We start from the raw sequence: 23,838 nt of genomic DNA, 5'->3' as shown, positions 1-23,838 counted from the left end.
GAGCGCTGTATTCGCGATGCCTTATATTTAGGCAAACATGGTAGGCGACGGGCGAATACCGGCGGGGTGGCAAAAAAGCATGGGTCGGGGAGGAGCATGTTGTCATGTCGAACCGTGAAATTGGAACGTCCCACACATTGGGGCTGCGCATCGCTGATCTCAAAGCCAGGATGCGGAGCGCCCGGATTACCGAGCACGAGATCAAAATTTTTCAGAAGGTAGCCGCTGTCATGGGAGGAGGTGAAGGCTCCCTGCGGATCGATGCCGACGACCTGATTGCCGCATCTTTCGTTGTCGAGGACGAGCCCAGGGCAAACTGACGGAGGCCAGGGAAGCGGCGCGTTCGAGGCTGGCGATGTTGGCGCTCTACGGCGCCAACCGCAGCCATTGCTGCGTCGGGTTGCCGTCGCTGAAAGCACCGCATTCTGCGCCGTGGCTGGCGCGGTGCTCGTATACGAGAATCCACATATCCACTCAAACGGCTTTCTGTTAGGCAAGGTTGACCTGACTGGAGACCGATTGCGCGGACCTGGCGAGGGCTTGATTCAGCACCCCAGCGACGGCATGGAAACGCCCGCCCAGGCTGGAGATGGGCTGGCGGGAAAGACCTGACTTGCCGGAACGATCACGCAAAAGCATGGCGCCACGGCCGAACACCGGCTGGCCACGCCCCTCGCCCAACCCAGGCGTCAGTGCCCCCGGCGTTAGCCTTTGCCGTGCGCTGTCGAAGCTTGGTCTGTGCTCGCGCAAGCAGGCGGAAATTCTGGTCGCCGAAGGGCGCGTCCGGGTCGCCGGCAAAATCATGCGCAACGGCTCGCTGCGCGTCGATCCGGACCGCGACCGCATCGAGGTCGACGGCAGCCGCGTCGTCGCCGAGCGCAAGGTCTATCTGATGATCAACAAGCCGCGCGGCCTGGTCACCACCCGCGACGACCCGCAGGACCGCGGCACCGTCTATGACTGCCTGGCAGAACTCGACCTGCCCTTCGTGTCGCCGGTCGGCCGCCTCGACAAGGCCAGCGAGGGCCTGCTCTTGATGACCAATGACACACGCTTCGCCCAGCGCCTGCTCGACCCCGCCTCGCACGTCGCCAAGATCTATCATGTCCAGATCGGCGCCCTGCCCGACGCGGCCATGCTGGCGCGGTTGCGCAGCGGCGCGACGGTCGACGGTGAGCTTTTGACGGCCCGGTCGATCGTCATCTTACGCAGCGGCACCAGCACCGCCTGGCTGGAAATCACCCTCGACGAGGGCCGCAACCGCCACATCCGCCGGCTGCTCGGCGCGCATGGCGTGGACGTGCTTCGCCTGGTGCGGGTGGCGATCGGCCGCTTGCAGCTCGGCGACCTCGCCAAGGGCAAGGCCGCCACCTCACCGCCGAAGAGCTGGCGCTGTTTCAAGGCTGAGCGACGGTGCATCGCTCTCCCTTCTCCCCTTGTGGGAGAAGGTGGATTGGCGCGCAGCGCCAAGACGGAAGAGGGGTGTTGGAAGAAATGAGGCGCTGATGATTCTGTCGCCGTGCGGCAGCTTTCGACTTGGATGCGGGGTGTTAGCAAGCTGGAACACGCCTCATCCGGCCTCGCGGGGCCTGTCCTCGGGCTTGCCGGAGGCAAGACCCGTGGGCGAGGCCACCTTCTCCCACAAGGGGAGAAGGAAGATCGGCGCCCCGCTACTCCGCCGGGACCGGGCTGAGGCCGGGATCGCCCATCGCGTGCGGCCTGGTTTCCTTGCGTGCCGACGCCCGGGCGAGCACGCTTTGCCGGTTGACCGACTTGCGCTCGGCATCGATGCGATGGATCAGGATTTCCGCGCGCTCGATCGACCCGAGCAACGCCAGGATCGTTCCGCGTTCGGCCGCGCCTGCATTGGGTCCGAGCGCCAGCGTGCGGGCACGCAGTTCCTCGACCTCCGGCAGATTGACATGTCCGGCCGGCACCTTCGGGTCGGAGATGCCGTAAGTCGGCAAGATCTGCCGCAGCGAGGCATCGAGCTTGCTCAGCGCGACGTCGACGATGGCCTGCGCCGGACTGCTGAACTTCTCGCGCCTGACGCGGCGCGCCACCTGATGCATCGATTCCGTCAGGGCGGCGGTGAAGTCGGCTTCCTCGATCAGGCTGGCGATCAGGTCGAGCTGGTCGTAGGGCAGGTCTTCCTTCATCAATTCGGCAGTGTAGGCGCGGATGTCGCGGCTGAGGATATCGGTTGCGAGATAGTGCTCGCCCGGATCCGACGGCGCCTTCTTCGACGAGCGGGCGATGTCGAGGAACATGGCGCCGGCTTGCAGATGGCGGGCCGTCTCCTGCTGGACGGCGGGAACGGCCTTGGCAAAATCGCCGGCCAGCTTGCGATCGAGGAATCGCGGCGTCGAGAAATCTTCCGTGTCCTCGGCATCGGTGTGACCGACACGCGACAGGACCCGCTCGAACACCCCGATAAACGGAAACAGCAACAGCGTGTTGAAGACGTTGAAGAAGGTCGAGTAGAGGCCGACCGCGACTGGCACCAGGGGAAAGGTTTCCTTGCCGTCGACGATCACCGGAATGGCGGGATCGCCGCCGAAGAACTGCATGGCCCATTCCAGGACCTGCATGGAGACGAAGAACAGCGGGATGGTGATGCACACGCCGATGATGTTGAACGAGATGTGCGCGTAAGCGGTGCGCTTGGCGTTCTTCGAAAGATTGAGCGAAGCCATCCACGAGGTGATCGTGGTGCCGAGATCGGCGCCGAGCGAGAAGGCGACGGCCGTCGTCCAGTCGAGGATGCCGGCGGCACCAAGGCCCATGACAATGCCGATCGTCGCCGAGGACGAATGGATCATGGCGGTCACGCCGGCGGCGATGAACACGCATTTGAGCAGGTTGAGGTAAGAGTCGGCCGTCAGCGTTTGCAGCAGGGCCATGACTTCGGGCAGGTTGCGCAGCGGGCGCAGGCCGCCAGTCATCAGGTTGAGCCCATAGAAGATCAGCGCGAAGCCCATGCCGGCAAGCGCTATGTTCTTGACCTTCTCACTTTTGGCAAAGCAGTAGATCAGCGAGAACACGCCGGCCAGGATCAGCCCGAGCGGACCGAGCGGCAGGGCGATGAGCCCGTTGCCGAGCGTGGTGCCGATATTGGCGCCCATGATCACGCTGATCGCCGGTCGAAGCGCGATGACGCCGGCATTGACCAGGCCGACGACCATGACGCTCATCGCCGTCGACGACTGGATGACGCCGGTGATCAGCGTTCCTGCCAGCACGCCCTTGATCGGCGTTCCGGCGGCCTTGGCGAGAAAGGCGCGCATCCGGTTGACCGAAAGCGCCTGGATGCCGTTGGCCATGAAGTCGAGGCCGAGCATGAAAATGCCCAACCCGCCGATCACCGGCACGAGGATGTCCTTGAAGATATCGATGTCCATGTCACGCAGTCCCCAACAAGCCGCCATCACGGCGCGATATGACGTTCAGTTCAGGTGCTGCGCGAAGCAGCAGCCTGGTTCTTCCGCTCAGTTTCCGACGGGCTCCTGCCTTGCCCAATATTGCTCGATCCGGGCGACGAGCGCCTTCGGCAGCGGCACGTAGCCGAGCGCAGCGGCGTCATCAGCACCGTGCGCGAAGGCGAGCCGGAAGAGGTCGTGCACGCGGCGATAGCGATGTTCCGAACGGCCCGAGACCTGAACGACCGCGAACACCGCCGTGCTGATCGGATAGGCGGCATCGCCGTCTCGATCGGTCAGCGAAGCGAAGAAGTCGGTCGTTTTCGCCCAGTCGATGGATGTCGCTGCAGCCTGCACGCCCTCCGGCCCCGGCTTGACGAACTTGCCGGACCTGTTCTCGATCAGCGCGTAGGCAAGGCTGGCGCGCTGGGCCTGGCCGGATTCGGCATAGGCGATCGCGCCTTTCGTATCATGCACGGCTTGGATGAGGTTCTGCGTGCCTTCGGCGTCAGTGCCGGGCGGCCACGAGATCAGTGTATTGGCGCCGTACTTGGCCTTCCACTCCCCGCTGACGGCCGACAGATACTCGGTGAAGACAAAGGTCGAGCCGGAACCATCCTTGCGGTGAACGACGCTGATCCTGAGATCGGGCAGCGTCAGGTCCGGATTCACCGCCTTGATCGCAGGATCGGACCATGACTGGATCTTGCCCAGATAGATGTCGGCCAGCAGCGGCCCGGTCAGGCGAAGGCTTCCCGGGCCAACGCCGTCGAGATTGACGACGACGGCGATGGCGCCCATCACGATCGGAAACTGCTGGCGGCCGGCCTTCTTGAGTTCGGCGCCATTGATCGGCGCATCCGTCACGGCAAAGTCGATGTCCGGCTGATCGAGACGCAGGACGCCGGCGAGCGAGCCGACAATTTCATAGTCGACCTGCCAATCGGGCGAGACATAGTCGCCGCCGTCGGCGCGGGTGCTCTCGTAGGCCGTTGCCCATTTGCCGATGATCGGGGCGGCCAGTGTCGATCCGGCGCCGCGGATCGGCTCGGCCTGTGCACCGGCCCCGATCATCAAGCCAACAGCAAGCGTGATGGCGCCGCTTATCTTCGCCGATTTGCGCCGTAGTGACGGAAAGCTTGCTGGAAACATCATGGCGACCCCCGACGCGCGAACAAATAGCTACTTTTCAGTCTTGGCAGATATCAACAGTCATCCGCCCGGCGAAGGAACGCCGGCAGAGAACAACACCGCTCACCGTATGAACCTTGGTTAACGATTGGATGACAAAGATCTTTGTGGGTGAAAGTTTTTATTCGGATTTTTGCGATCGCTTGTCCCGCCGGTCCCTCGGACTCTAATAATTGGGGCTCCGATGCACTAGACTCCAACGTTGCGCCTCGCGCGGCTCACCCTTCTCTCCTTGTGGGAGAAGGTGTCGCCGAAGGCGACGGATGAGGGGTGTTCCAGCTTGGCACCAACCGCGCTCCGTCCAACACCCCTCTTCCGTCTTGGCGCTGCGCGCCAATCCACCTTCTCCCACAAGAAGGGGAGAAGAGAGAAGGAAGTCTACAACACCTTCACTTCGCGTCGTGGAAGATGATGCCGACAGTGTGGCGCAGGCCGGAGCGAATCCGGCTGACGCCGTGCCTGAGATTGACGCGGTAGCTGCCTTTGCTGCCCTGCACCGGACGATTGTGGACCGCGAAGGCGACCGCGTCGCCCTGGCGCAGCGGCACCACCTCGGCGCGGCTCTGCATGCGCGGGCGCTGTTCGGTCAGCACGAACTCGCCGCCGGTGAAATCCTTATCCGGTTCGGACAGCAGGATTGCCACCTGCAGCGGGAAGGCAAAATCGCCGTAGAGATCCTGATGCAGGCAGTTGAAGTCGCCGGCACCGTATTGCAGCAGGAGCGGCGTCGGCCGCGTCTGGCCCTGGTCGTGGCATTGCTTGAGGAACGCGGCGTGTTCGTCCGGGTAGCGCTGCGCGATGCCCATGCGCTCGTTCCAGTCGTTGGCGACGGCTGCCAGGCGCGGATAGAGCGCGGTGCGCAAGCCGCCGATCAGTTCTGGCAAGGGATAGCGGAAGTAGCGGTACTCGCCCTTGCCGAAGCCGTGCCGCGCCATGTGAACATGGCTGCGGAAATGGCTTTCGTCGGGGTAGATCCCGGCGATCTCCCGGCATTCTTGCGGTGTCAGCAGCTTTTCCATCACCGCGCAGCCATAGAAGCTCATCTCCTCGGCCAGTGCCTGCCAATCATATCCGGCGACGCGCGCTTCCGCCGATCGGACCGCTGCTGCTGGAACCGTGTGCATGGTCATGGCTCTGCCTCCTCTGGCTTCATCGGCTTCTGCAATCAGATGGGTGAAGCAGCGCACGCAAACCACCCGTTTCCTGCCAACCGGGTTAGGCACAGGGTTGAAGCTGCCGATCTCCCTTGCGGAGCCCTTGCGGGGGGAGATCGACAGCTTCAACGCCCGGTTGCCCTGGATCAGCTTCACCGCCGCGACGCAGCATGGATTTCGGCAAAATCGAGCCCATATCCCTGATAGGGAGCTTTGAGCGTGAAACTCGCGCGTGTAGCCCTGCTTGCCGCGGCCTTTGTAGCCGCTGTGGCTGTTTGTTCCTCTTCCGCAACCGGAGAGGCGAACGGCCAGGAGAGGACTGCGCTGCGCATCGAGATAGACGGCGCCATCGGTCCGGCGAGCGCCATGCAGTTCGAGGAAGCGCTGGCGGTGGCCGCAGAACGGAACGCCGAGGTTTTCATCCTTCAGATGAACACGCCCGGCGGGTTGGTCACCAGCATGCGCGAGATCATCGCCGACATCCTCGCCTCGCCGGTTCCCGTCATCGGCTATGTCGCGCCCGCCGGCGGGCATGCAGCGAGCGCCGGAACCTACATCCTCTACGCAACCCATGTGGCGGCGATGGCGCCCGGCACCAATCTGGGCGCGGCAACGCCGATCGAGATGGGCGGGCCGCTGCCATCCTTTCCCGGCGACGACAAGAACAATGGCCCGGAAGCCGGCAAGGACCCGAAGAATCCACCGGCGGGCAATGCGATGATCGCCAAGGCGACGAACGACGCGGTTGCCTTGATCCGCAGCCTGGCCGAACTGCGCGGGCGCAATGCCGATTGGGGTGAAAAGGCGGTGCGCGAGGCGGCCAGCCTGTCGGCCAGCGCGGCGCTGCAGGAAAATGTCATCGACTTCGTCGCCCGCGACACGACCGAACTGCTTCAGCTGGCCGACGGCCGGACGGTCGAGATCGCCGGCAGGAAAAAGGTGCTGGCGACCAAAGGGCTGCCGGTTGAAACGCTCGAGCCTGGCTGGCTCATCCGGCTTCTCGCCGTCATCACCGACCCGAACATCGCCGTCATCCTGATGCTGATCGGCGTTTATGGCCTCGTCTTCGAGTTCACCAGCCCGGGCGCTGTCGCGCCAGGCGTGATCGGCACGATCTGTCTGCTGCTCGGGCTCTATGCGCTCAATCTTCTGCCGATCAGCTATGCCGGCCTTGCCTTGATGCTGCTTGGCATCATCTTCCTCGTCGTCGAGGTCTTTAATCCCACAGTGGTGCTTGGGCTAGGAGGCGTGGCTGCGTTTCTGCTGGGCGCTGCCATGCTGCTCAGGATCGAAGGTCCCGGCTTCGAATTGTCGTGGGCCGTCATCGGCACCGCCGCCATCCTGACGCTCGGCCTGGCGCTGCTGACCGGCAGCTATCTGTGGGCCGCTCGCAAGAACGTTCCGCGTGTTGGCGCACAGGCCATGCAAGGGCTGCCGGCCAAGGTCCTCGACTGGGAGGGCAGCGAGGGCCACGTGCTGGCCCGGGGTGAGCGCTGGCGGGCGAAAGCCGACGAACCCATTGCAGTGGGCGACAACGTCGAGGTGGCTGATGTCAGGGGTCTGGTGCTGACGATACGGCGCCGCACTGTGCGAAGCGATGGAGCAAGGCAATGATCATCGGTTATGTGGCCTATCTGGTAGCAGCGCTCGTCGTGGTCATGTTCCTGTCGGCTGCCATTCGCATCCTGAGGGAATATCAGCGCGGCGTGGTCTTCACGCTCGGCCGCTTCACCGGGGTCAAGGGGCCCGGCCTGATCATCCTCATCCCCTTCGTGCAGCAGATGGTGAAGGTCGACCTGCGAGTGGTGGTCCAGGACGTGCCGCCGCAGGACGTGATCTCGCGCGACAACGTCTCGGTGAAGGTCAACGCGGTGCTGTATTTTCGTATCGTCGACGCCGAGCGGGCGGTGATCCAGGTCGAGGACTTCATGACCGCCACCAACCAGCTGGCACAGACCACGTTGCGCTCGGTGCTCGGCAAGCATGAGCTCGATGAAATGCTGGCCGAACGTGACAAGCTCAACAGCGATATCCAGGAGATCCTCGATCAGCGGACCGATGCCTGGGGCATCAAGGTCTCCGATGTCGAGATCAAGCATGTCGACCTCAACGAGAACATGGTCCGCGCCATCGCCAAGCAGGCCGAGGCCGAACGGCTGCGGCGTGCCAAAGTGATCAATGCGGACGGCGAACAGCAGGCGGCCGCAAAACTCGTCGAGGCCGGGAAAATGCTGGCCGAGACGCCGCAGGCCATGCAGCTGCGCTATTTCGAGGCGCTCCATGACATCGCCGGTGAGCGCTCGTCGACGGTGGTGTTTCCGGTGCCGATGGATCTGCTCGGCCATTTCATCAGGCCGACCGGCGAGAACAACTGAGTTCGAAGGCCGGCGATCCTTCAACCCCTCTGCCCTAGCAGGCATCTCGCCCGCAAGGGGAGATGGCCAATCGCCATTGCGGAAGCCGAGACGGAGAGACGGGGAGCCGAGCTCTACGAAAGACCACCTCTCCGGCCCGGTCGCCTCCGGGGGACAAGGAGCCGAAGCTGCAGCGACAAAACCGTTGCGCGCCAATCAGCCGTTCGTCGGCCGAACAGGGCTAACGGAAAAATTAGACATTCATGGCAATGTTGACCCCGCCTGCCCGAAGGTGAGGCGACGGCTGGCCGATCGAGAAGAAAAGGATTGCGCATGTCATCCTTGCTCAACACAGGTCTTTCATCGCTTAAGCGCAGTCTGATCATGCTGGCAGTCCTGGCGTTTTGCATCTTGCCGGCCGGGGCGTTGGAGCCCGTTGATCTCCCGGAATCGCCAGACACTGTCGCCTTCAATGTCCAGAACAACGGCAAGTCGTTCCCGGTCACGTTGCGACAGCTGGAAAAGCTCGGTCTCTACCGGGTCACCACCGCAAGTCCATTTGAAAAGGGGCAGCTTACATTTGAAGGCGTCCTGTTCCGCGATGTGCTCAAGCTCGTTGGATTGGAAGGCGAGGATTCCGTTGTTCTGCGTGCGATTGACGAATATGTGCAGATAATTCCGCGCCAGGATTGGACGGAAGGTCCTCTCCTGCTTGCCACCCGCCAGAACGGAAAATTGCTGACCCGGCGCACGCAAGGTCCGACCCGGCTGGTCTATCCGCTCAACGACCACCCGGCCTTCGATACGCCAATCCACAAACCACGGTGGGTCTGGCTGATCAAGACGCTTGAGCCTGGCGGCTGATCGAGCTCCGGCGTGGCTCGAATGGCACGCTTTGGAGGCTGGCGCGTTCCCGTCACCTACGGGACCGCCATTGCGGCTGCAGCGGCCAGTTCCGCGGTTCTGATCACCGTATTGTTTCTCAGCCTCAGCAAGATCGAATATTCGCTGCCGCGGTTCGGCTTTTTCGCCATCCGCGAGTTCCACATTGCAATACGCGATGTAACCCACCTCAAGGACATGACATCGCTCGCCCAGGCCGCCCCAGACTCTGCAGCCAGCCTTGAGCAGTTATCGGCGGCGAACGACCTGGTCTACATTCGATTCAAGCGGATCGACGGCACTGGGACAGCGAGCGAGATTCCCGCCTACGCAAGTATCGTTCCGCGTGTCGTTGACGCAGTGACAAGGCTTGATGCCATGATTGCCGCCGGGCCGCCTCTCGACGAAAAAATCTTGAAGGAAACGGGGCTGGAACTCGAGCATCTCGTAGCGAGGATGAACGACGAATATTACAAATATGGAGATGAGATCAACGTAGATCTCTATTCTGCGGAAAAAAGCCTGAAGAGATTCAACTACCAGATTGCATTCGCTCTGGCGGTCTTGTCGCTGCTGGCGATCGGAACTGCCGTATTGCTTATCGGCCGTCGGGAAACGATTAGGAAACTGGAGTTTCTGGCCTGGCGCGACGCGGCCACGGAATTGAAGAACCGTGCCTGGATGTCAGCCAACAGGGACGTGATGCTGGACCGGGCAAGGCTGGCCGGCAAGCAGCTCCGCCTTTTCCTGATAGATTTGGATCATTTCAAGAGCGTGAACGATACGTTCGGTCATCACGTCGGTGATCTCTTGCTGAAAGCCGTCGCCGAAATCCTGCAATCGGTCGAACGGCCCGACGAAGTTGTCGCCATCCGTCTGGGCGGCGACGAGTTTGCCGTCATGGCGATCGCTGACCGGCACGCGGCAGCCGATGCTCTCGGAAATCGGCTTCGCGAGCAATTGAACCGGTTTGCCGAACTCGCGGGGCACCACGTGCGCATGGGAGCCAGTATCGGCATGGCGTGTTTCCCCGAACATGGTTCGGATATTTCCACCCTGTTGCGCAACGCAGACAGCGCTCTTTATGTCGCCAAAGCGGAAGGACGTTCTGGCTTCGTGACGTTCTCGCCTGCAATCCTCAATCGGTTCGATATGCAGCTCGGCGAAGAAGCCGGGATCAAGCGTGCGCTTAACTGCGACGAGTTCTTTCTGGTTTGGCAACCGCAGTTCGAACTGGCAACCGGCCGCATGATCGGTGCCGAGGCGCTTGTGCGCTGGCGCGACCCCGCTTCGGGAGCGATTCGTCTGCCGACGTCATTCATTCCAATTGCCGAACGAAGCGACCTGATACTGGAAGTCGACAAGGTGGTGCTGAGCAAGGCTTGCCTGCAGGCAGCTCGATGGGCGCCTGTTTCTGCCGATGATTTCGTTTGCTCGGTCAATCTTTCGGGCAAAAGCCTTCAGAACGATGCGTACTTCGCCCACCTTGTTCTGGTGCTGCAACAAACAGGACTGCCGCCGTCGCGCCTGCAACTGGAAATAACGGAAGGGGTACTTATCCAAAACAGCCGAAACGCCTTGAACATGCTGACGGAAATTCGAAACATCGGCGTCGGTCTGGCACTCGACGATTTTGGATCCGGCTATTCAAGTTTCGGCTACCTTGCCGATTTCAACCTCGATCGGCTGAAGATCGACCGATCGTTCTTGAGCGGTCTGGAGGCGTCGAAGAAAAAACAGAACGTTGTTCGAGGCATTATAGCGCTGGCCAACTCCCTCGGCTTGACCGTTCTGGCAGAAGGGGTGGAAAATGAAGCGCAGCTCGATTTCCTGATCGCCGAGCGTTGTCACAGCGCTCAGGGGTTTTTCCTGTCACAGCCCATCGAAGAAAGTCTGCTGACGGACCACCTGGCCGCGAGGCGAGGCAGGATGAGAGATACGGACAAGTTCAGGCTGGGCCTTTCTGCGTAAGGGTCGCTGCCGACCGCCTGCAGCTGCCATCTCCGACGTCTGCGATTAGCCGTAAGCCCCCCGTGCCTTCGTCATCCTAGGTCGAAGCAAGGAGCGAAGCGACGCGGCGAGAACCTAGGATCCATTCCGTGACATCAGCCGAAGAATGCAGCGGCCCAGAATGACGCTTTATGCCTACATGACCGCGAGCTAGAAGCGTGGCAACCTCGGTCGCCGCATGCCGGAGCACAGATCCGGCCAGGGCTCACGTTTTACCAGCCGCTACGGCGTGCAGCGGCTGGTCTGGTACGAGGAGCATTTTGACATTCGCGACGCTATCCGGCGCGAGAAGTCGCTAGCGTTTGGCCGCGCCGATGGAAGATAGAGCTGATCGAGAAGACCAATCCAGAGTGGTTCGAGCTTTTTCGAGGAACCGGGAGGTAGGCGTTCGTTTCTGGGCCGCTGCATTCTTCGGCTGAGGTAACGGCATGATGGGGTGGACGGCGCCCGACGGCATCGGATGTGCCAGAATGAGTTCGTTGAGATCTCAAACAAGGGAGCCGTCCGTGGAACAGCTTATCCGTATTGGCATGGATACGTCCAAGAGTGTTTTTCAGCTGCATGGTGTCGACGCTGCGGAGCGTCCGGTGCTGGTGCGTAAATTGCGACGGCGGGCGGTAGTCCCGTTCTTCGCCAAGCTTGCGCCAGTGAGGATCGGGTTGGAGGCGTGCGGCGGCTCGCATTACTGGGCGCGCACGCTGTCGGGGCTGGGTCATGAGGTGGTGCTGATCGCGGCGCAGCACGTGAAGCCGTATGTGCGGCGCGGCAAGCATGACGCGGCTGACGCCGAGGCGACCTGCGAGGCGATGAGCCGGCCCAGGACACGCTTTGTTGGGGTCAAGAGCGGCGAGCAGCAAGCGGCGCAGATGCTGTTTGGGGTGCGCGAGCAGCTGGTGCGGCGGCGCACGCAGCTTTCCAACACGATCCGCGGCTACGCAGCCGAATTCGGCCTGGTGGCCGCACAAGGCCTTGCCCGCATCGAGCCACTGCTGGCCCGCATTGCCGGCGACGCGACGGTGCCGGCGCTGGCAAAGGAACTGTTTGAGACGCTCGGCGAGGAATACCGCGCGGTGTGCGCGCGATACGCGGCAATCGACAAGAAGCTGTTGGCCCATCACCGCAAGGACGAGACTGGACAGCGACTGGCTGCGATGCCCGGCGTCGGGCCGGTCGTGGCGAGCCTGCTCGGCGTCAAGGTCACTGATGCGACAGCGTTCGGCTCGGGACGCGACTTCGCGGCGTGGCTGGGGCTGACGCCGAAGAACCATTCGACCGCCGGCAAGAACCGGCTGGGGGTGATCACGCGGGCCGGCGACGAGATGCTGCGGCAGGCGCTGGTGGTGGGCGCGACGGCCCACATCCAGCAGGTGCGTCGCGGCCGCGCCAAGGCCTCGCCGTGGCTGGCGGCGTTGATTGCGCGCAAGCCGCCGAAGCTGGCGGCTGTGGCGCTCGCCAACAAGACCGCCCGCATGGCCTGGAAGATGATGATCACCGGCGAGCCGTACCGTTGCGGCCCATCCGGGCAGCCTGACGCCTCCTCGCCGCCCTCAAGGCCGCTTCGCGCCGCCTGCGGCGGTGGCCTGCGGCCAGCCCTGACCGCGGCTCAGCACGGCGCTGACATGCCCGGATAGGCCGCAACGGAGGAACACCGAACACAAGCTCTTGCAACGGAAGGAAGATGGACGTGATCGATCGATCCGTGACGCGCGAAACTCCGAGGGATCCATTGGCCAACGAAACCGCTGGCATGATTGGAACGGGCGTCGCGAACCCCACCTTGGCCAGCGGCCGCACGGACCGCGCTCAAAGGCCGGACATATGGACGCAAGCGATCGAAAACGACGCAAGACAACCGTTGCAGGCAGGGCGCCGTCCACATATGGATCCCAGGGTCTGCGCCGCGTCGCTTCGCTCCTTGCTTCGCCCTTGGATGACGAAGTTGAGGGGTGCCTATGCGAACAAGCCGACTGCCCGATCGTAAAAATGGTCGAGGGCGCAGCGCCTGGCGGCAATCCGGGCGGCTTCAAGCAATTCCTCGCGACCCGAGGAGCCGTCCTTGTAGGTTGCGATAACCACGCGCGCGATTCTTTCGGCGTCCTCGTTGTCGAGCTCCGCTTCGCCGGAGCGCAAAGTTTCCCGAACCACACCCCTCAAGAGATCCAGTTCAATGGTTGAAAAGACGCCCATATAGGGCGCGGATGTGCACTCCACGGCCATCTGAATTCCTCCCGCCGAGACGATATCAAACACGCGACAGATTACAACTAAAGTATTAGGCGAGCGCGCGCTTTGGGTGTCGCCCGTAGGCGTTGAAACGGAATGGGATTAGTCTGCGCGGTCTGGGGCTTCACGGACGGGCAAAAGAATGGATTCAGGCCAAGGCTATTTCCTCATCGGCGGCCTCATCCTGGTCGGTGCCGGGCTGCTGATCCTTTCACTGATCGTCAATTCTCGTGTGGCGCACAGCGTGCGCCACGACATGCGCCATCGTGAAAAGCTGCTGGAATATTATCGCAACATCTTTTCCCAGCTCGGCGTTATCCTGATCGGAATTGGCGTTTCTCTGTTCATCTTCTTTTTCCAGCAGAATTATCAGGACCAGCGCAAACGCGAAACGGAGCTCCAGCTGGTTCTTGCCAAATTGGCCGCACGCATTGCTCGCGGCGCGGCCGTCGTCGAATACCTCAGCGAATTCGATGCGCTGCTGGATGATGGCGGACCCTATATCAGTCCGGAACTCGGCGGGACCAATGCCGCCATCAGCGCGCACAGGGCGGAACTCGGCAAGCAGGTCGCCGAGATCCTTTTGGTTGAGCGCGACGTCGAAGTTCAAGCGTTCGATATCCTGAACCTGTCGCGCGATTTCGAAGCATCGCTCGTCGTCAACGAACTCGACCCCACGCTGTGGTTCAACATCGTGAGGGATGAGAGCGAGATCAAATATGCCGCCACTCAGCTCGCCCTCGACTACAAGGACCTGCAGGATGCGATCGGCGGAGACTCGATCGCGGTTGCGATCGCAAATCCTGAAAAGGAAGCAAAGATCAAGCAGGAGGTGCTCGACATCTTTTATGATGCCGACCTCTTGCGCCAGCGCAGCCGAAGGCTTCTCGGCCGTGCGTGCTGGCTTTTCAGCCAGGGGCGCAGCTTCGTCAAGCTTGGACCGGTCGACGAGATCGAGGCCGAAGCCAGGTCGCACCAGGAATGGATCGATCGGTCGAAACGCTTCCTGACGCAGTTGAAGTCGGGAAGCGGCGATTGTTTCAAATTGCTCCAGTTCAACCCGGCGCCCTGATTGGCATGGGGCCTGTGGCTAATCACCAGCGTCAGAGATGGTGGAATGTTGCCATTCCTCCTGCGGCGCCTGGCCCAATCGCTGCTGATGCAGAACCGGATGACCATTCCAATCCAAGGCTCTATAACAGGCCGACAGAATTGCGATGATCAAGGGGAGACGATGCGCTACATACGTCCGCTTTCAATGGAAGATGCCGTTGGCCAGTTGGCCGGCTCGCCCGGTACCGCCGCCATTCTCGCCGGAGGCAGCGACCTCCTGGTGAGAATGAAAGGCGGCTTTATCGAGCCCGACCTGATCGTCGACATCAAGGCAATCGACGGGCTGGGCGAGATCAGGGAAACGGCGGAGGGCTTCAGCATCGGTGCTGCGGTCTCCTGCGCCCTGATGGGAGAGAGCGCGGCCTTGAACAGGGAATGGCCGGGCGTCGTCGAAGCGGCCAAGCTGATCGGCTCGAAACAGGTGCAGGGTCGCTGCACAATCGTCGGCAATCTTTGCAACGCCTCGCCGGCGGCCGACAGCGTGCCGGCGCTGGTGGCCGCCGGCGCCAGGGCATTGATTGTCGGGCCAGGAGGCAGGCGCACGGTTCCCGTGGAGGCAGTGCCGACCGGGCCGGGCAAGACGTCGCTCGCCAAGGGCGAGATCATCGAGGCGATCCTGCTCGATAGGCGCGCGCCGCGCTCCGGCGATGCCTATCTGCGTTTCATTCCACGCACGGAGATGGACATCGCCGTGGTCAGCGCCGGGGTGAACCTGACGCTCGATGAGCAAGGTGTCGTCAAATCGGCCCGCGTGGCGCTGGGCGCGGCGGCGCCGACGGTGCTGCTGGTGGAAGAGGCCGCCGAGGCCCTCATCGGCAGGAAGCTGGACGAAGCAGCACTGGAGCGGCTCGCCAAGGTCTGCGCGGGGGCCTGCCGTCCGATCGACGACAAGCGCGGTACCGTCGAATTCAGAAGAAAAGTTGCGGGTGTGCTGGCCAGGCGGGCCGCCATGACCGCCTATGCACGTGCAGGAGGCAAATGATGGCCGGTGTAGCAGTCTCAACCACAATCAACGGCGACAATGTCGAGTACCTTTGCCAACCGGACGAGACGCTGCTCGATGTGCTGCGCGATCGCCTCGGGCTGACCGGCGCCAAGGAAGGATGCGGAACCGGCGACTGCGGCGCCTGCAGCATCATCCTCGACGACCGGCTGGTGTGCTCGTGCCTGGTGCTTGGCGCGGAGGCCGAAGGCCGGCGCGTCGAAACCATCGAGGGCATGGCGCAAGGCGACAGGCTGCATCCGCTGCAGCAGAAGTTCCTCGAGCACGCAGCGCTGCAATGCGGCGTCTGCACGCCGGGCTTCCTGATCGCGGCGAAAGACCTGTTGGCCAAGAACCCCGACCCGACCGAGGAGGAAATCCGCTTCGGCCTCGCCGGGAACCTCTGCCGCTGCACCGGCTATGACAAGATCGTGCGCGCCGTCCAGGACGCGGCAAGCGTAATGAAGGGAGCCTGACGATGAACTTCGATCCGCGCTATTCCGGACGCAATTTCGCCTCCGTCGGCACCCGTCCCATCCGTCCCGACGGCGTCGACAAGGTAACGGGCCGCGCCCGCTATGGCGCGGATTTCAACATGGCCGGTCAGTTGGTCGGGCGTATCCTGAGAAGCCCGCACGCGCACGCCACGATCAGGAAGATCGACACCTCGAAGGCGGAGAAGCTCAACGGAGTGAAGGCGGTGATCACCGCGGCCGACCTGCCCGACCTCACCGACGGCGATGCCGCCCTGTACGACATCCTCGACAACTGCATGGCGCGCAAGAAGGCGCTCTATGACGGCCATGCGGTGGCAGCAGTCGCCGCAGTCGACGCCCGCACGGCGAGGCAGGCGCTGAAGCTGATCGAGGTCGACTATGAAGTGCTGCCGCATGTGACCGACGTCGACGAGGCGATGAGGCACTCGGCGCCCGTGCTCGACGACACCATCTTCACCGAGGGCCTTGAGCAAAAGCCCGTCAAGCCGTCCAACGTCACCAAACGCAGCCAGTACGGCCATGGCGACATCCATGAGGGATTTGGGCAGGCCGATTACATCGTCGAACGCTCCTTCAAGACCGAGCAGACGCACCAGGGCTATATCGAGCCGCATGCCTGCGTGGCGAACGTCAGCGCCGACGGCACCGCCGACCTTTGGGTTTGCACCCAAGGCCATTTCGTCTATCGCCAGCACTGCGCCCAACTGCTTGGCATGGAAGCCTCCAAGCTGCGCGTCACCTCGTCGGAGATCGGCGGCGGTTTCGGCGGCAAGACCCATGTCTGGGCCGAGCCGGTGGCGCTGGCGCTGTCGCGCAAGGCCGGCCGTCCGGTCAAGCTGGTGATGACGCGCGACGAGGTGTTCCGCGCCTCCGGGCCGACCAGCGCCACCTCCATCGACGTCAGGATCGGCGCCCGCAAGGACGGCACGATCACCGCGGCCGAGGCGACGTTGCGCTACTCCTGCGGCCCCTATGCCGGCATGTGGGCCGAGCTCGGCGCCATGACCGCGTTTGCCTGTTACAATCTCGCTAACGTCAAGACGGTCGGCTACGAAGTGCTGGTCAACCGGCCGAAGACGGCGGCCTATCGCGCGCCATCGGCGCCGATGGCGGCGTTTGCAGTTGAAAGTGCCGTCGACGAACTGGCCAAGGAGATCGGCATGGATCCGGTCGAGTTCCGGATCAGGAACGCCGCCCAGGAAGGCACCCGATCGTCCTACGGCCCGGTCTACGGCCCGATCGGCATCGGCCCGACGCTGGAGGCTGCGAAGAACCATCCGCACATGAAGGCGCCGCTGGGCAAGAACCAGGGCCGCGGCATGGCTTGCGGCTTCTGGTTCAACTTCGGCGGCCAGACCTGCACCGACCTCAACATCGGCATGGACGGCTCGGTCTCGCTTGCCGTCGGCACGGTCGATGTGGGTGGTTCCCGCGCGTCGCTGTCGCTGGTGGCGGCGGAGGAACTCGGCATCGCCTATGAGCAGGTCAAGGCGGTGGTCGCCGACACCTCCAGCCTCGGCTACAACGACATGACGGACGGCAGTCGCGGCACCTTCTCCTCCTCGATGGCGACGATCTCGGCCGCCCGCAACGCCATCAAGGTCCTGCGCGAACGCGCCGCGCAGATGTGGGACATTCCCGTCGACGACGTGGTCTGGGAAAACGGCCAAGCCATCGCCAAAGGCGAGAAGTACGGCAACCTTGCGGCGCTGTCCCTAAGGGAGATCGCGGCGGCGTCAGGAAAGACGGGCGGGCCGATCGCCGGCCACAGCGAGCTCGTCGCCGACGGCGCCGGCGTCTCCTTCGCCACCCATATCTGCGATATCGAGGTCGATCCGGAGACCGGCGCCACCAGGGTGCTGCGCTACACAGTCGTGCAGGATGCCGGCAAGGCGGTGCACCCGACCTATGTCGAGGGGCAGTACCAGGGGGGTGCTGCGCAAGGCATCGGCTGGGCGCTCAACGAAGAGTACGTCTACGGCAAGGACGGGCGGCTGCAGAACCCCGGCTTCCTCGACTACCGCATCCCGGTCTGCTCCGACCTGCCGATGATCGACACGCAGATCCTCGAGATCCCCAATCCCAACCATCCTTACGGAGTGCGTGGCGTCGGCGAGACCTCGATCGTGCCGCCGCTGGCGGCAATCGCCAATGCGGTGTCGAACGCCGCGGGCGTGCGGATGACGCATATCCCGATGTCGCCGCCGCGGATTCTCGCGGCGATCGAGGCCGAACGGGGAGGCTAGAGAGGTTCTCGGTCCGATGGTCGAAGTCACGCTCTGGGGATCGCTCGGCGCAATCGCCGGAGGCAAGAGCAAGGTCGAGATCGAGGCCAAGGACATCAGGGAGCTGTTCAGGAAGCTGGCCGAGCAGTATCCCGGCTTCGAGCCCTACATCGACCGCGGCATCGCAGTCGCCATAGACGGGGTTATCTATCGGGATACGTGGTCGAAGGAATTGCCCCATGGGGCGGAGATTTTCTTGCTGCCGCGGCTGGCTGGGGGGTGAGCGGGGGGGTGATTGGGGACCTACGCAGCCATTGCCTAGCATCAAGGTCTCGACAGTCGTGGATCGGCCGGAAGCGGAAGATCCGCTTTCGGGATGATTGGGCTAAAGAGCCGACCTTCGCGTCCAGCATAGCCTGGACTGCTTTGCGCCAATTTCAGTCAATCGTAGCCCTCCCTCAAACCTGACGTTCGCGCTACGGCTGCCGGCGATCCTGAGCCGACTGTCTGACGGTATGGCCGCCCGGATCCGCCTGGTCAGAGCATATGCACGAGGCCTCAAAGATCGTCACCATTCGCTCGATATGCGCCTTGATGATCGCCCGGTTCTCCTGCATGGCGGCGACGATCATGTCTTGCATGCGCCTTTCCGGGAGTTGACACTCTCGACACTGCGCGAGAAAGGGGCGCATCTTCGAGGCGCCCGCGTCCGCGACTGAGGCGGGCGCTCTTCCATATTTACGAGTTGTGTGCGTCAAGTTCTGCAAAAATGGCGTGGCATTCAGCGGTGACGTTGGCGTGTCCGCCGCGCAGCCCCCGTGTTTAGCGGAGCGGCGGACATGGCGGCCGCGTCAGGCGGCCAGTGCCCTCAGGTTCTCCTTCTTGTGCTCGCGCAGATGATCCATGTTGAGGTAGCGGGTCGCCTCGAGCCAGTTCTCGTGGATCTCCACCGCCAATGCCCGAACCAGCCGCAAACAGCTCTGCGGGTTGGGGAAGATGCGAACGACCAGGGTGCGCCGCTTGATCTCCTGGTTCAGCCGCTCCAGCATGTTCGTCGACTTCATGTGCTTGTGATGCGGCAGCGGCAGCCGATAGAAGCTCAGCGTCTCCTCGATGTTGTTCTCCACCCAATCCACCAGCTTCGGGTATTTGGCCTGCCATTTGGCGATCCACTGCGCCAGGTCGCGCTTGACCTCGGCGAGGTCGCGCCGGTCATAGAACCATCTGAGCTCCATCAGGCAGTCGTCATCGACCTTGCGCGGCACATAATCGAGCGCGTTTCTGAGGAAGTGCACGTAACAGCGCTGCCAGACTGCCTCGGGCAGGACTTCGCGGATCGCTGCCCTGAGCCCCGGATGGTCGTCGGAGACGACAAACTCGACGCCGGCGAGCCCGCGCTGCTTGAGCCCTGCCACGAACGCGCGCCAGCTCGAATGGCTTTCACGGTTGGCCAGCTCGACACCGAGCACCTGGCGCCGGCCTTCCCAGTCGACGCCGATCGCCACCAAGACGGCCTGGCTGGCGATCACGCCGGCCTCGCGCGCCCGCTCGTAGCGCGCGTCCAGAATGAGGTACGGGTAAGGTTCGGCAAGCCGCTGCTCAAAGAACGCCTTCAGCGCCTCATCCAGCCGCGCCGTCGCCTGGCTTACCGTCGAGGCCGAGAAGGAATGGCCGCACAGATCCTCGGTGATCGCCTTCACCTTGCGCGTCGACACGCCTTGCACGTACATCTCGACCAGCGCCGATACCAGTGCCTTCTCCGAGCGCTGGTAACGCTCAAACAACTCCGTCGAGAACCGGCCGGCCCGATCTTGCGGAACCCGAAGTTCCAGCACGCCAACCCGCGTCACAAGCTTGCGTTCGTAATAGCCGGACCGGTAACCAACCCGCTCCGTCGTCCGCTCGCCTTTCTCGGCCCCGATCGCCTCCGTCATCTCGGCTTCCAAAGCCTCCTGCACCACAGTCTGCAAAACTCTGCGGAAGCCGTCCTCATCCGACAACAGCAACGCTTTCAACTCGCCTCTGCTCAGTCTAACCTCTCGCTTGGTCATGGCACTTACCCTTCCACGGGAATCGGTGATCGCAACGTCACCAGCGTGCCATGGCCGCCCCTCGCCTCAGAGTAAGGGCTGTTCTCTCTCCAGAGCTTTTTGCAGAACCTTCAGAACACTATCTATTTACGAAAGGAACACCCCTATGAGGATCGGAATCATCGGCGCTGGAAAACATCGGCGCCACATTGGTGCGAATGCTTCGGCGCGCGTCCTCTCCTTAAAGCCGTCACCGGGCTTGCAATGCGGTGGCGCATTATGACATTGGCTGCATGAGCACGTCCGCACAACCAGTGCGTCTGGTCCGCCCCGAAAAGAAGCGGCGTCGCATCCCCATTGCAGTCATCATGGCGATGAGTTTCGGCAGCCTCGTGTTCCTGTCGGTCGGCGGCGTGCTCGCATTGTCGGTCGGCGCCAACCTTCGCAACACTTTCGACCTGCTCGGCGCCCAGTCGACGCTCCTGATCGATGCGATGGAGGATTTGCTGCGCGCCGAGATGGGGCGCGCCGAGAGCGCCGTGGACGGCGTCGCGCAGCTCTACAAGCAGGGCGAGTTCCAGATCGACGACGAGGCGATGTCGGCGGCACTTGCCAGTGCGCTGGCGGCAGTGCCGGGGGTGAACGCAATGTTGATCTGCACACCCGACCTGATTTGCAGGGGGGCGGCGGTGACCGGGGACAACGACGCCAAATATCCTGCCGGAACGATCCGGAAACTCCCCGCCGAGACCGAGAAATCGCCGCAAGTGCGCGCCGTTCTTGAAGAGCGCCAGCAGGTCGACGGACGCCGGTGGGGCGCCTTCGTGGCCAACGAATATGGCTTGTTCGCCAACGTCTCGGCGCCGCTGTCACGCGATGGCGCCACGAAGGCCTGGGTGATCGCCGCGGTGGAACTGCAGAACTTGTCCAAAATCACGCAGGAACTGTCGTCGCGCTTCGGCACGCATGCCTTCATTCTGGATGGCGACGGATCCATCCTGGCGGACCAGCGGCTGGCTTCCCCGAGTGCGCTGAAGAACGGCATCCTGCCGCTGACGCCGCTCGCCAATTTCGGCGATCCGGTTCTCGCCGGATATGAGGCGCGCAAACCGGAAGCGGAGTTCAGCACGCAGCGTACCCGCGATATCGAGGTTGCCGAAATCCAGGTTGACGACAAGGACGGTTCGACGTCATGGGACGGAGAGAACACTTACGTCGCTATTACCCGTGAGATCACCGGCTATGGCGACCGGCCCTGGACGCTCGGCGCATATTTCAAGACCAGTCAGATCGGTGACGAAATCGAGCGCGTCATGGGATCGGCCATGCTTGGACTTGGCGCGATGGCGGTGGCGGTCATCGTCGCGATTCTTCTCGGCAAGCGCCTGTCGCGCCCGATCCAGGCGATCGCCGGCCAGGCCACGCGCGTCGCCGATTTCGATCTCGACGGCGTGACCCCCCTTCCGCGCAGCAGGGTGCTGGAGTTGGACAACCAGGCTTCGGCCTTCAATGCCATGCTGATCGGTCTGCGTGCATTCTCGACCTATATTCCGCGCTCGCTGGTGGCCAAGCTGGTGCGCACCGGAGAGATCGGCATCGCCGAACCGCGCGAAGCGGTCGTCACCGTGATGTTCACCGACATCGCCGGCTTCACCACGCTGTCGGAGCAGATGGACGCCGCCGCCGCGGCCAGGCTGCTGAACCACCACTTCGCGATCCTGTGCGGCGCGGTCGATGCACATGGCGGTACTGTCGACAAGTTCCTGGGCGACGGCATGCTGGCGTTCTTCGGCGCGCCGGATCGTCTGAAGGGCCATGCCGCCGCGGCCGTCCGCGCAGCCGCGGCCATCCGCGAGGAGCTGGACAAGGACAATCTGGAAGCGGCTGGCGAAGGCCGGCCTCCGCTTCATGTCCGCATCGGCATCCACACGGGCTCCGTCATCGTCGGCAATATCGGCGCATCCGACCGCGTCAACTATACGATCGTCGGCGACACCGTGAACGTCAGCCAGCGGCTGCAGGACCTCGGCAAGCAGCTCGAACCGGGCGCCACCGCCGCAATCGCCATTTCCGGCGAGACCGCGTCGCGGCTCGACGAAAGGTTCGAAAGGATCCCGGCGGGCAAGCACCGGCTGCGCGGCCGCGGCGAGGCGACGGAAGTCTTCCAGCTTGGCAAAGTCGCGACGTCAGCATCGCCCCTTATGAACGTTCACCGCGCCCAAGCGGGCTGAATAACATGCCACTTCCATGCCGCTGATCGGCGGCTTGAAGAAGCCGACGGCTTTGGGAATGACTGGAGCCGGGTCACCTAGCGCCGTAGCTGATTTCAATTGGAACGGCAGGAACGGTGCAAAGTCGCTGGTTCCGGGCAACGTCCACGTCCGCTTACGAGCCGCCAAATCGGCCCAGCAAGGACCGGTTTGGGGTCAGGACTGGTGGTTCTGGTGAACGTCGGCTTCCGGGAAGCAAATTCGGTCCAGGAAGGGCCGCTTCGAGTCAAACCCGGACATCATGCCGCCTCAGCCGAACGTCTGCTTTCAGGAAGTCGCAGACTGATCTTATACGGCTGACCGTGGAGGCGCAAAGCATGCGCGTTTGAGTTAAGCTGCAGGCGAACGCGATTTCCGAGGTCGAGCCAGGCCTCGCCGATGGCCCACCCTACGCCCCCACCGTCGGCTCCGTATTCACCTCTTCCGCCTCATCGTCTTCGCCAAGCACCTCCCCGTGCCCCCCCAACGCACGCCCGATCCAAATCGGATCGACCAGACGGTTGCGGTCGGGGTTAGTGGGCACGGCCCATCGTGCCTGTTCAACTCAATTACAGCATGTGCCGGTAGCGCATTCGCAGACTGTCGATCGTCGCTGCCTTGGCAGCCGCCATCTGCTCCGGGGTACGGGGACTTCCATAGACCTGGGCCAGCTCGTCGCGCGTTTTCGACACCAATTTGAGAAAATCAGCGTTGCGCCTGCGAGCTGCTTCGTAGCGGCGCAATCCGGCCCGATCGCCGGCGGCGCGGAACCATTTCCTTGTGCCGGTGGTTTCGACAGCAACCGCGAAAGCCTCGTTGAAAGCGGAATCGCCGTCCACATAGAGGCGCTAATGCGCCAGTTCATGGAAGACGAGGCTTGCGAGATAGGTGTCGTCCTGACGGAACATGGTGCTCAGCAGCGGGTCACTGGACCAGCCCAGCGTGGAATAGGCGGTGATGCCTGTGACGTAGACGTCCAGCCCCTGTCTCTGAAGCTCGACAGCGCTGTCCGTCGCGGATTTCCGGGAGAAGTAACCCGGTACGGAACGCAGCCGAAAACCGGAAAGCACCATATTCGTGGCGCCAGCGAGAATTGCGGCGCGGCAAAAACGGCTGAGGTTACAGCGTCCCGGTGGATGTCGACATAGCTGCGGTAGCTGCTGTTGTCAGGCAGGGCCAGCTCATCTGTCGCGAATTGTCTTATGGCGCTCGCCGACGCCAGCTTGCTGCGTAGTACCTTGGGCGTCGAAGGATCACGGATCAGTCTTCCAACATTCTTGCGCGCCGCCATGATCTGCACATGACCCTCCAGCGACTGCGCGTAGTAGGAGATGCTTGTGCAGCCGGCCACGCCGAACGCCATGGTCAGCGCGGCCAGTATTCGAAGAACGCGCCTCACAGTTTGCCCACCGCCTTGCTGATCTCCCCACGGAGTTCCCGTTCTCAAACAGCGCACCAATCTTCGTCAAGCAGACAAGTTGTCTTCGGCTAATCGGGCCGCCGCCGGCC

General features: G+C 62.9%; 19 protein-coding genes and 3 pseudogenes. 15 read left to right on the top strand and 7 right to left on the bottom strand.

Going from position 1 to position 23,838, the window contains the following annotated elements; genetic code table 11:
- Window positions 1-104 precede the first annotated feature (104 nt).
- Both JG739_RS12890 and JG739_RS12885 read left to right on the top strand, forming a co-directional pair.
- Window positions 105-320 (top strand): hypothetical protein, encoded by a 216-nt coding sequence (locus tag JG739_RS12890; protein WP_202366780.1) that lies wholly within the window; start codon window positions 105-107, stop codon window positions 318-320.
- Between the two features lie 317 nt (window positions 321-637).
- Window positions 638-1,407 (top strand): annotated as a pseudogene (locus tag JG739_RS12885) (pseudouridine synthase).
- A 263-nt stretch (window positions 1,408-1,670) separates the two neighbouring features.
- On the opposite strand, the gene JG739_RS12880 reads toward JG739_RS12885, so the two are convergent.
- From JG739_RS12880 to JG739_RS12870, 3 genes are all read right to left on the bottom strand, one after another.
- Window positions 1,671-3,401, bottom strand: a complete 1,731-nt coding sequence (locus JG739_RS12880; protein ID WP_202366779.1) for a Na/Pi cotransporter family protein — start codon at window positions 3,399-3,401, stop codon at window positions 1,671-1,673.
- A gap of 87 nt (window positions 3,402-3,488) precedes the next feature.
- Window positions 3,489-4,574 carry a phosphate ABC transporter substrate-binding protein PstS gene (gene pstS, locus JG739_RS12875; protein WP_244749867.1) on the bottom strand — a complete coding sequence of 362 codons (1,086 nt, stop codon included), beginning with the start codon at window positions 4,572-4,574 and terminating at the stop codon, window positions 3,489-3,491.
- A gap of 425 nt (window positions 4,575-4,999) precedes the next feature.
- Complete coding sequence (locus JG739_RS12870) at window positions 5,000-5,740, bottom strand: 2OG-Fe(II) oxygenase (protein WP_202366778.1); 741 nt, start codon at window positions 5,738-5,740, stop codon at window positions 5,000-5,002.
- Here JG739_RS12870 and JG739_RS12865 point away from each other — a divergent pair.
- The 7 genes and pseudogenes from JG739_RS12865 (at window position 5,733) to JG739_RS12835 (ending at window position 12,641) form a co-directional block, all read left to right on the top strand.
- Window positions 5,733-5,981: a hypothetical protein gene (locus JG739_RS12865; protein ID WP_202366777.1), complete on the top strand. Its 249-nt coding sequence runs from the start codon at window positions 5,733-5,735 to the stop codon at window positions 5,979-5,981. The genes JG739_RS12870 and JG739_RS12865 overlap by 8 nt on opposite strands.
- Before the next feature lie 2 nt (window positions 5,982-5,983).
- Window positions 5,984-7,378 (top strand): NfeD family protein, encoded by a 1,395-nt coding sequence (locus JG739_RS12860; RefSeq protein ID WP_202366776.1) that lies wholly within the window; start codon window positions 5,984-5,986, stop codon window positions 7,376-7,378.
- Window positions 7,375-8,139, top strand: coding sequence for a slipin family protein (locus tag JG739_RS12855; protein WP_202366775.1), 765 nt, complete (start codon window positions 7,375-7,377; stop codon window positions 8,137-8,139). The genes JG739_RS12860 and JG739_RS12855 overlap by 4 nt, the downstream gene beginning before the upstream one ends.
- Before the next feature lie 312 nt (window positions 8,140-8,451).
- Window positions 8,452-8,982, top strand: coding sequence for a molybdopterin-dependent oxidoreductase (locus tag JG739_RS12850; protein WP_202366774.1), 531 nt, complete (start codon window positions 8,452-8,454; stop codon window positions 8,980-8,982).
- A gap of 21 nt (window positions 8,983-9,003) precedes the next feature.
- Complete coding sequence (locus JG739_RS12845) at window positions 9,004-10,971, top strand: putative bifunctional diguanylate cyclase/phosphodiesterase (protein WP_202366773.1); 1,968 nt, start codon at window positions 9,004-9,006, stop codon at window positions 10,969-10,971.
- Between the two features lie 217 nt (window positions 10,972-11,188).
- Window positions 11,189-11,394: pseudogene (locus JG739_RS12840) on the top strand (GIY-YIG nuclease family protein).
- Window positions 11,395-11,516: 122 nt separating this feature from the next.
- Complete coding sequence (locus JG739_RS12835) at window positions 11,517-12,641, top strand: IS110 family transposase (RefSeq protein ID WP_446720507.1); 1,125 nt, start codon at window positions 11,517-11,519, stop codon at window positions 12,639-12,641.
- 319 nt (window positions 12,642-12,960) lie between these two features.
- Here the strand turns inward: JG739_RS12835 and JG739_RS12830 are convergent, their stop codons facing one another.
- Window positions 12,961-13,227, bottom strand: coding sequence for a hypothetical protein (locus JG739_RS12830; RefSeq protein WP_202366772.1), 267 nt, complete (start codon window positions 13,225-13,227; stop codon window positions 12,961-12,963).
- A gap of 148 nt (window positions 13,228-13,375) precedes the next feature.
- Between JG739_RS12830 and JG739_RS12825 the strand changes: the two genes are divergently transcribed.
- From JG739_RS12825 to JG739_RS12805, 5 genes are all read left to right on the top strand, one after another.
- Window positions 13,376-14,305: a hypothetical protein gene (locus tag JG739_RS12825; protein WP_202366771.1), complete on the top strand. Its 930-nt coding sequence runs from the start codon at window positions 13,376-13,378 to the stop codon at window positions 14,303-14,305.
- Between the two features lie 162 nt (window positions 14,306-14,467).
- The gene (locus tag JG739_RS12820; protein WP_202366770.1) at window positions 14,468-15,328 is read left to right on the top strand and encodes an FAD binding domain-containing protein; all 861 of its coding nucleotides are present in this window, start codon (window positions 14,468-14,470) and stop codon (window positions 15,326-15,328) included.
- Window positions 15,328-15,804: a (2Fe-2S)-binding protein gene (locus JG739_RS12815; RefSeq protein ID WP_202366769.1), complete on the top strand. Its 477-nt coding sequence runs from the start codon at window positions 15,328-15,330 to the stop codon at window positions 15,802-15,804. Before JG739_RS12820 ends, JG739_RS12815 begins: the two co-directional genes overlap by 1 nt.
- A 2-nt stretch (window positions 15,805-15,806) precedes the next feature.
- Complete coding sequence (locus tag JG739_RS12810; RefSeq protein WP_202366768.1) at window positions 15,807-18,071, top strand: xanthine dehydrogenase family protein molybdopterin-binding subunit; 2,265 nt, start codon at window positions 15,807-15,809, stop codon at window positions 18,069-18,071.
- A 16-nt stretch (window positions 18,072-18,087) separates the two neighbouring features.
- Window positions 18,088-18,333, top strand: a complete 246-nt coding sequence (locus JG739_RS12805; protein WP_202366767.1) for a MoaD/ThiS family protein — start codon at window positions 18,088-18,090, stop codon at window positions 18,331-18,333.
- A gap of 193 nt (window positions 18,334-18,526) precedes the next feature.
- Here the strand turns inward: JG739_RS12805 and JG739_RS36195 are convergent, their stop codons facing one another.
- Window positions 18,527-18,691 (bottom strand): hypothetical protein, encoded by a 165-nt coding sequence (locus JG739_RS36195; RefSeq protein WP_342216454.1) that lies wholly within the window; start codon window positions 18,689-18,691, stop codon window positions 18,527-18,529.
- Between the two features lie 210 nt (window positions 18,692-18,901).
- Window positions 18,902-20,101 carry an IS256 family transposase gene (locus JG739_RS12795; protein ID WP_202362577.1) on the bottom strand — a complete coding sequence of 400 codons (1,200 nt, stop codon included), beginning with the start codon at window positions 20,099-20,101 and terminating at the stop codon, window positions 18,902-18,904.
- Between the two features lie 272 nt (window positions 20,102-20,373).
- Here JG739_RS12795 and JG739_RS12790 point away from each other — a divergent pair, with 272 nt between their 5' ends.
- The gene (locus JG739_RS12790; RefSeq protein ID WP_244749865.1) at window positions 20,374-22,311 is read left to right on the top strand and encodes an adenylate/guanylate cyclase domain-containing protein; all 1,938 of its coding nucleotides are present in this window, start codon (window positions 20,374-20,376) and stop codon (window positions 22,309-22,311) included.
- A 587-nt stretch (window positions 22,312-22,898) separates the two neighbouring features.
- On the opposite strand, the pseudogene JG739_RS12785 reads toward JG739_RS12790, so the two are convergent.
- Window positions 22,899-23,620 (bottom strand): annotated as a pseudogene (locus JG739_RS12785) (aminopeptidase).
- Window positions 23,621-23,838 lie beyond the last annotated feature (218 nt).

This window comes from Mesorhizobium sp. L-2-11 (genome assembly GCF_016756595.1).
In the GTDB taxonomy this organism is placed as follows: domain Bacteria; phylum Pseudomonadota; class Alphaproteobacteria; order Rhizobiales; family Rhizobiaceae; genus Mesorhizobium.
The sequence above is the reverse complement of the archived record's forward strand: the minus strand, read 5'-3'. Positions and strand labels throughout refer to the sequence as shown.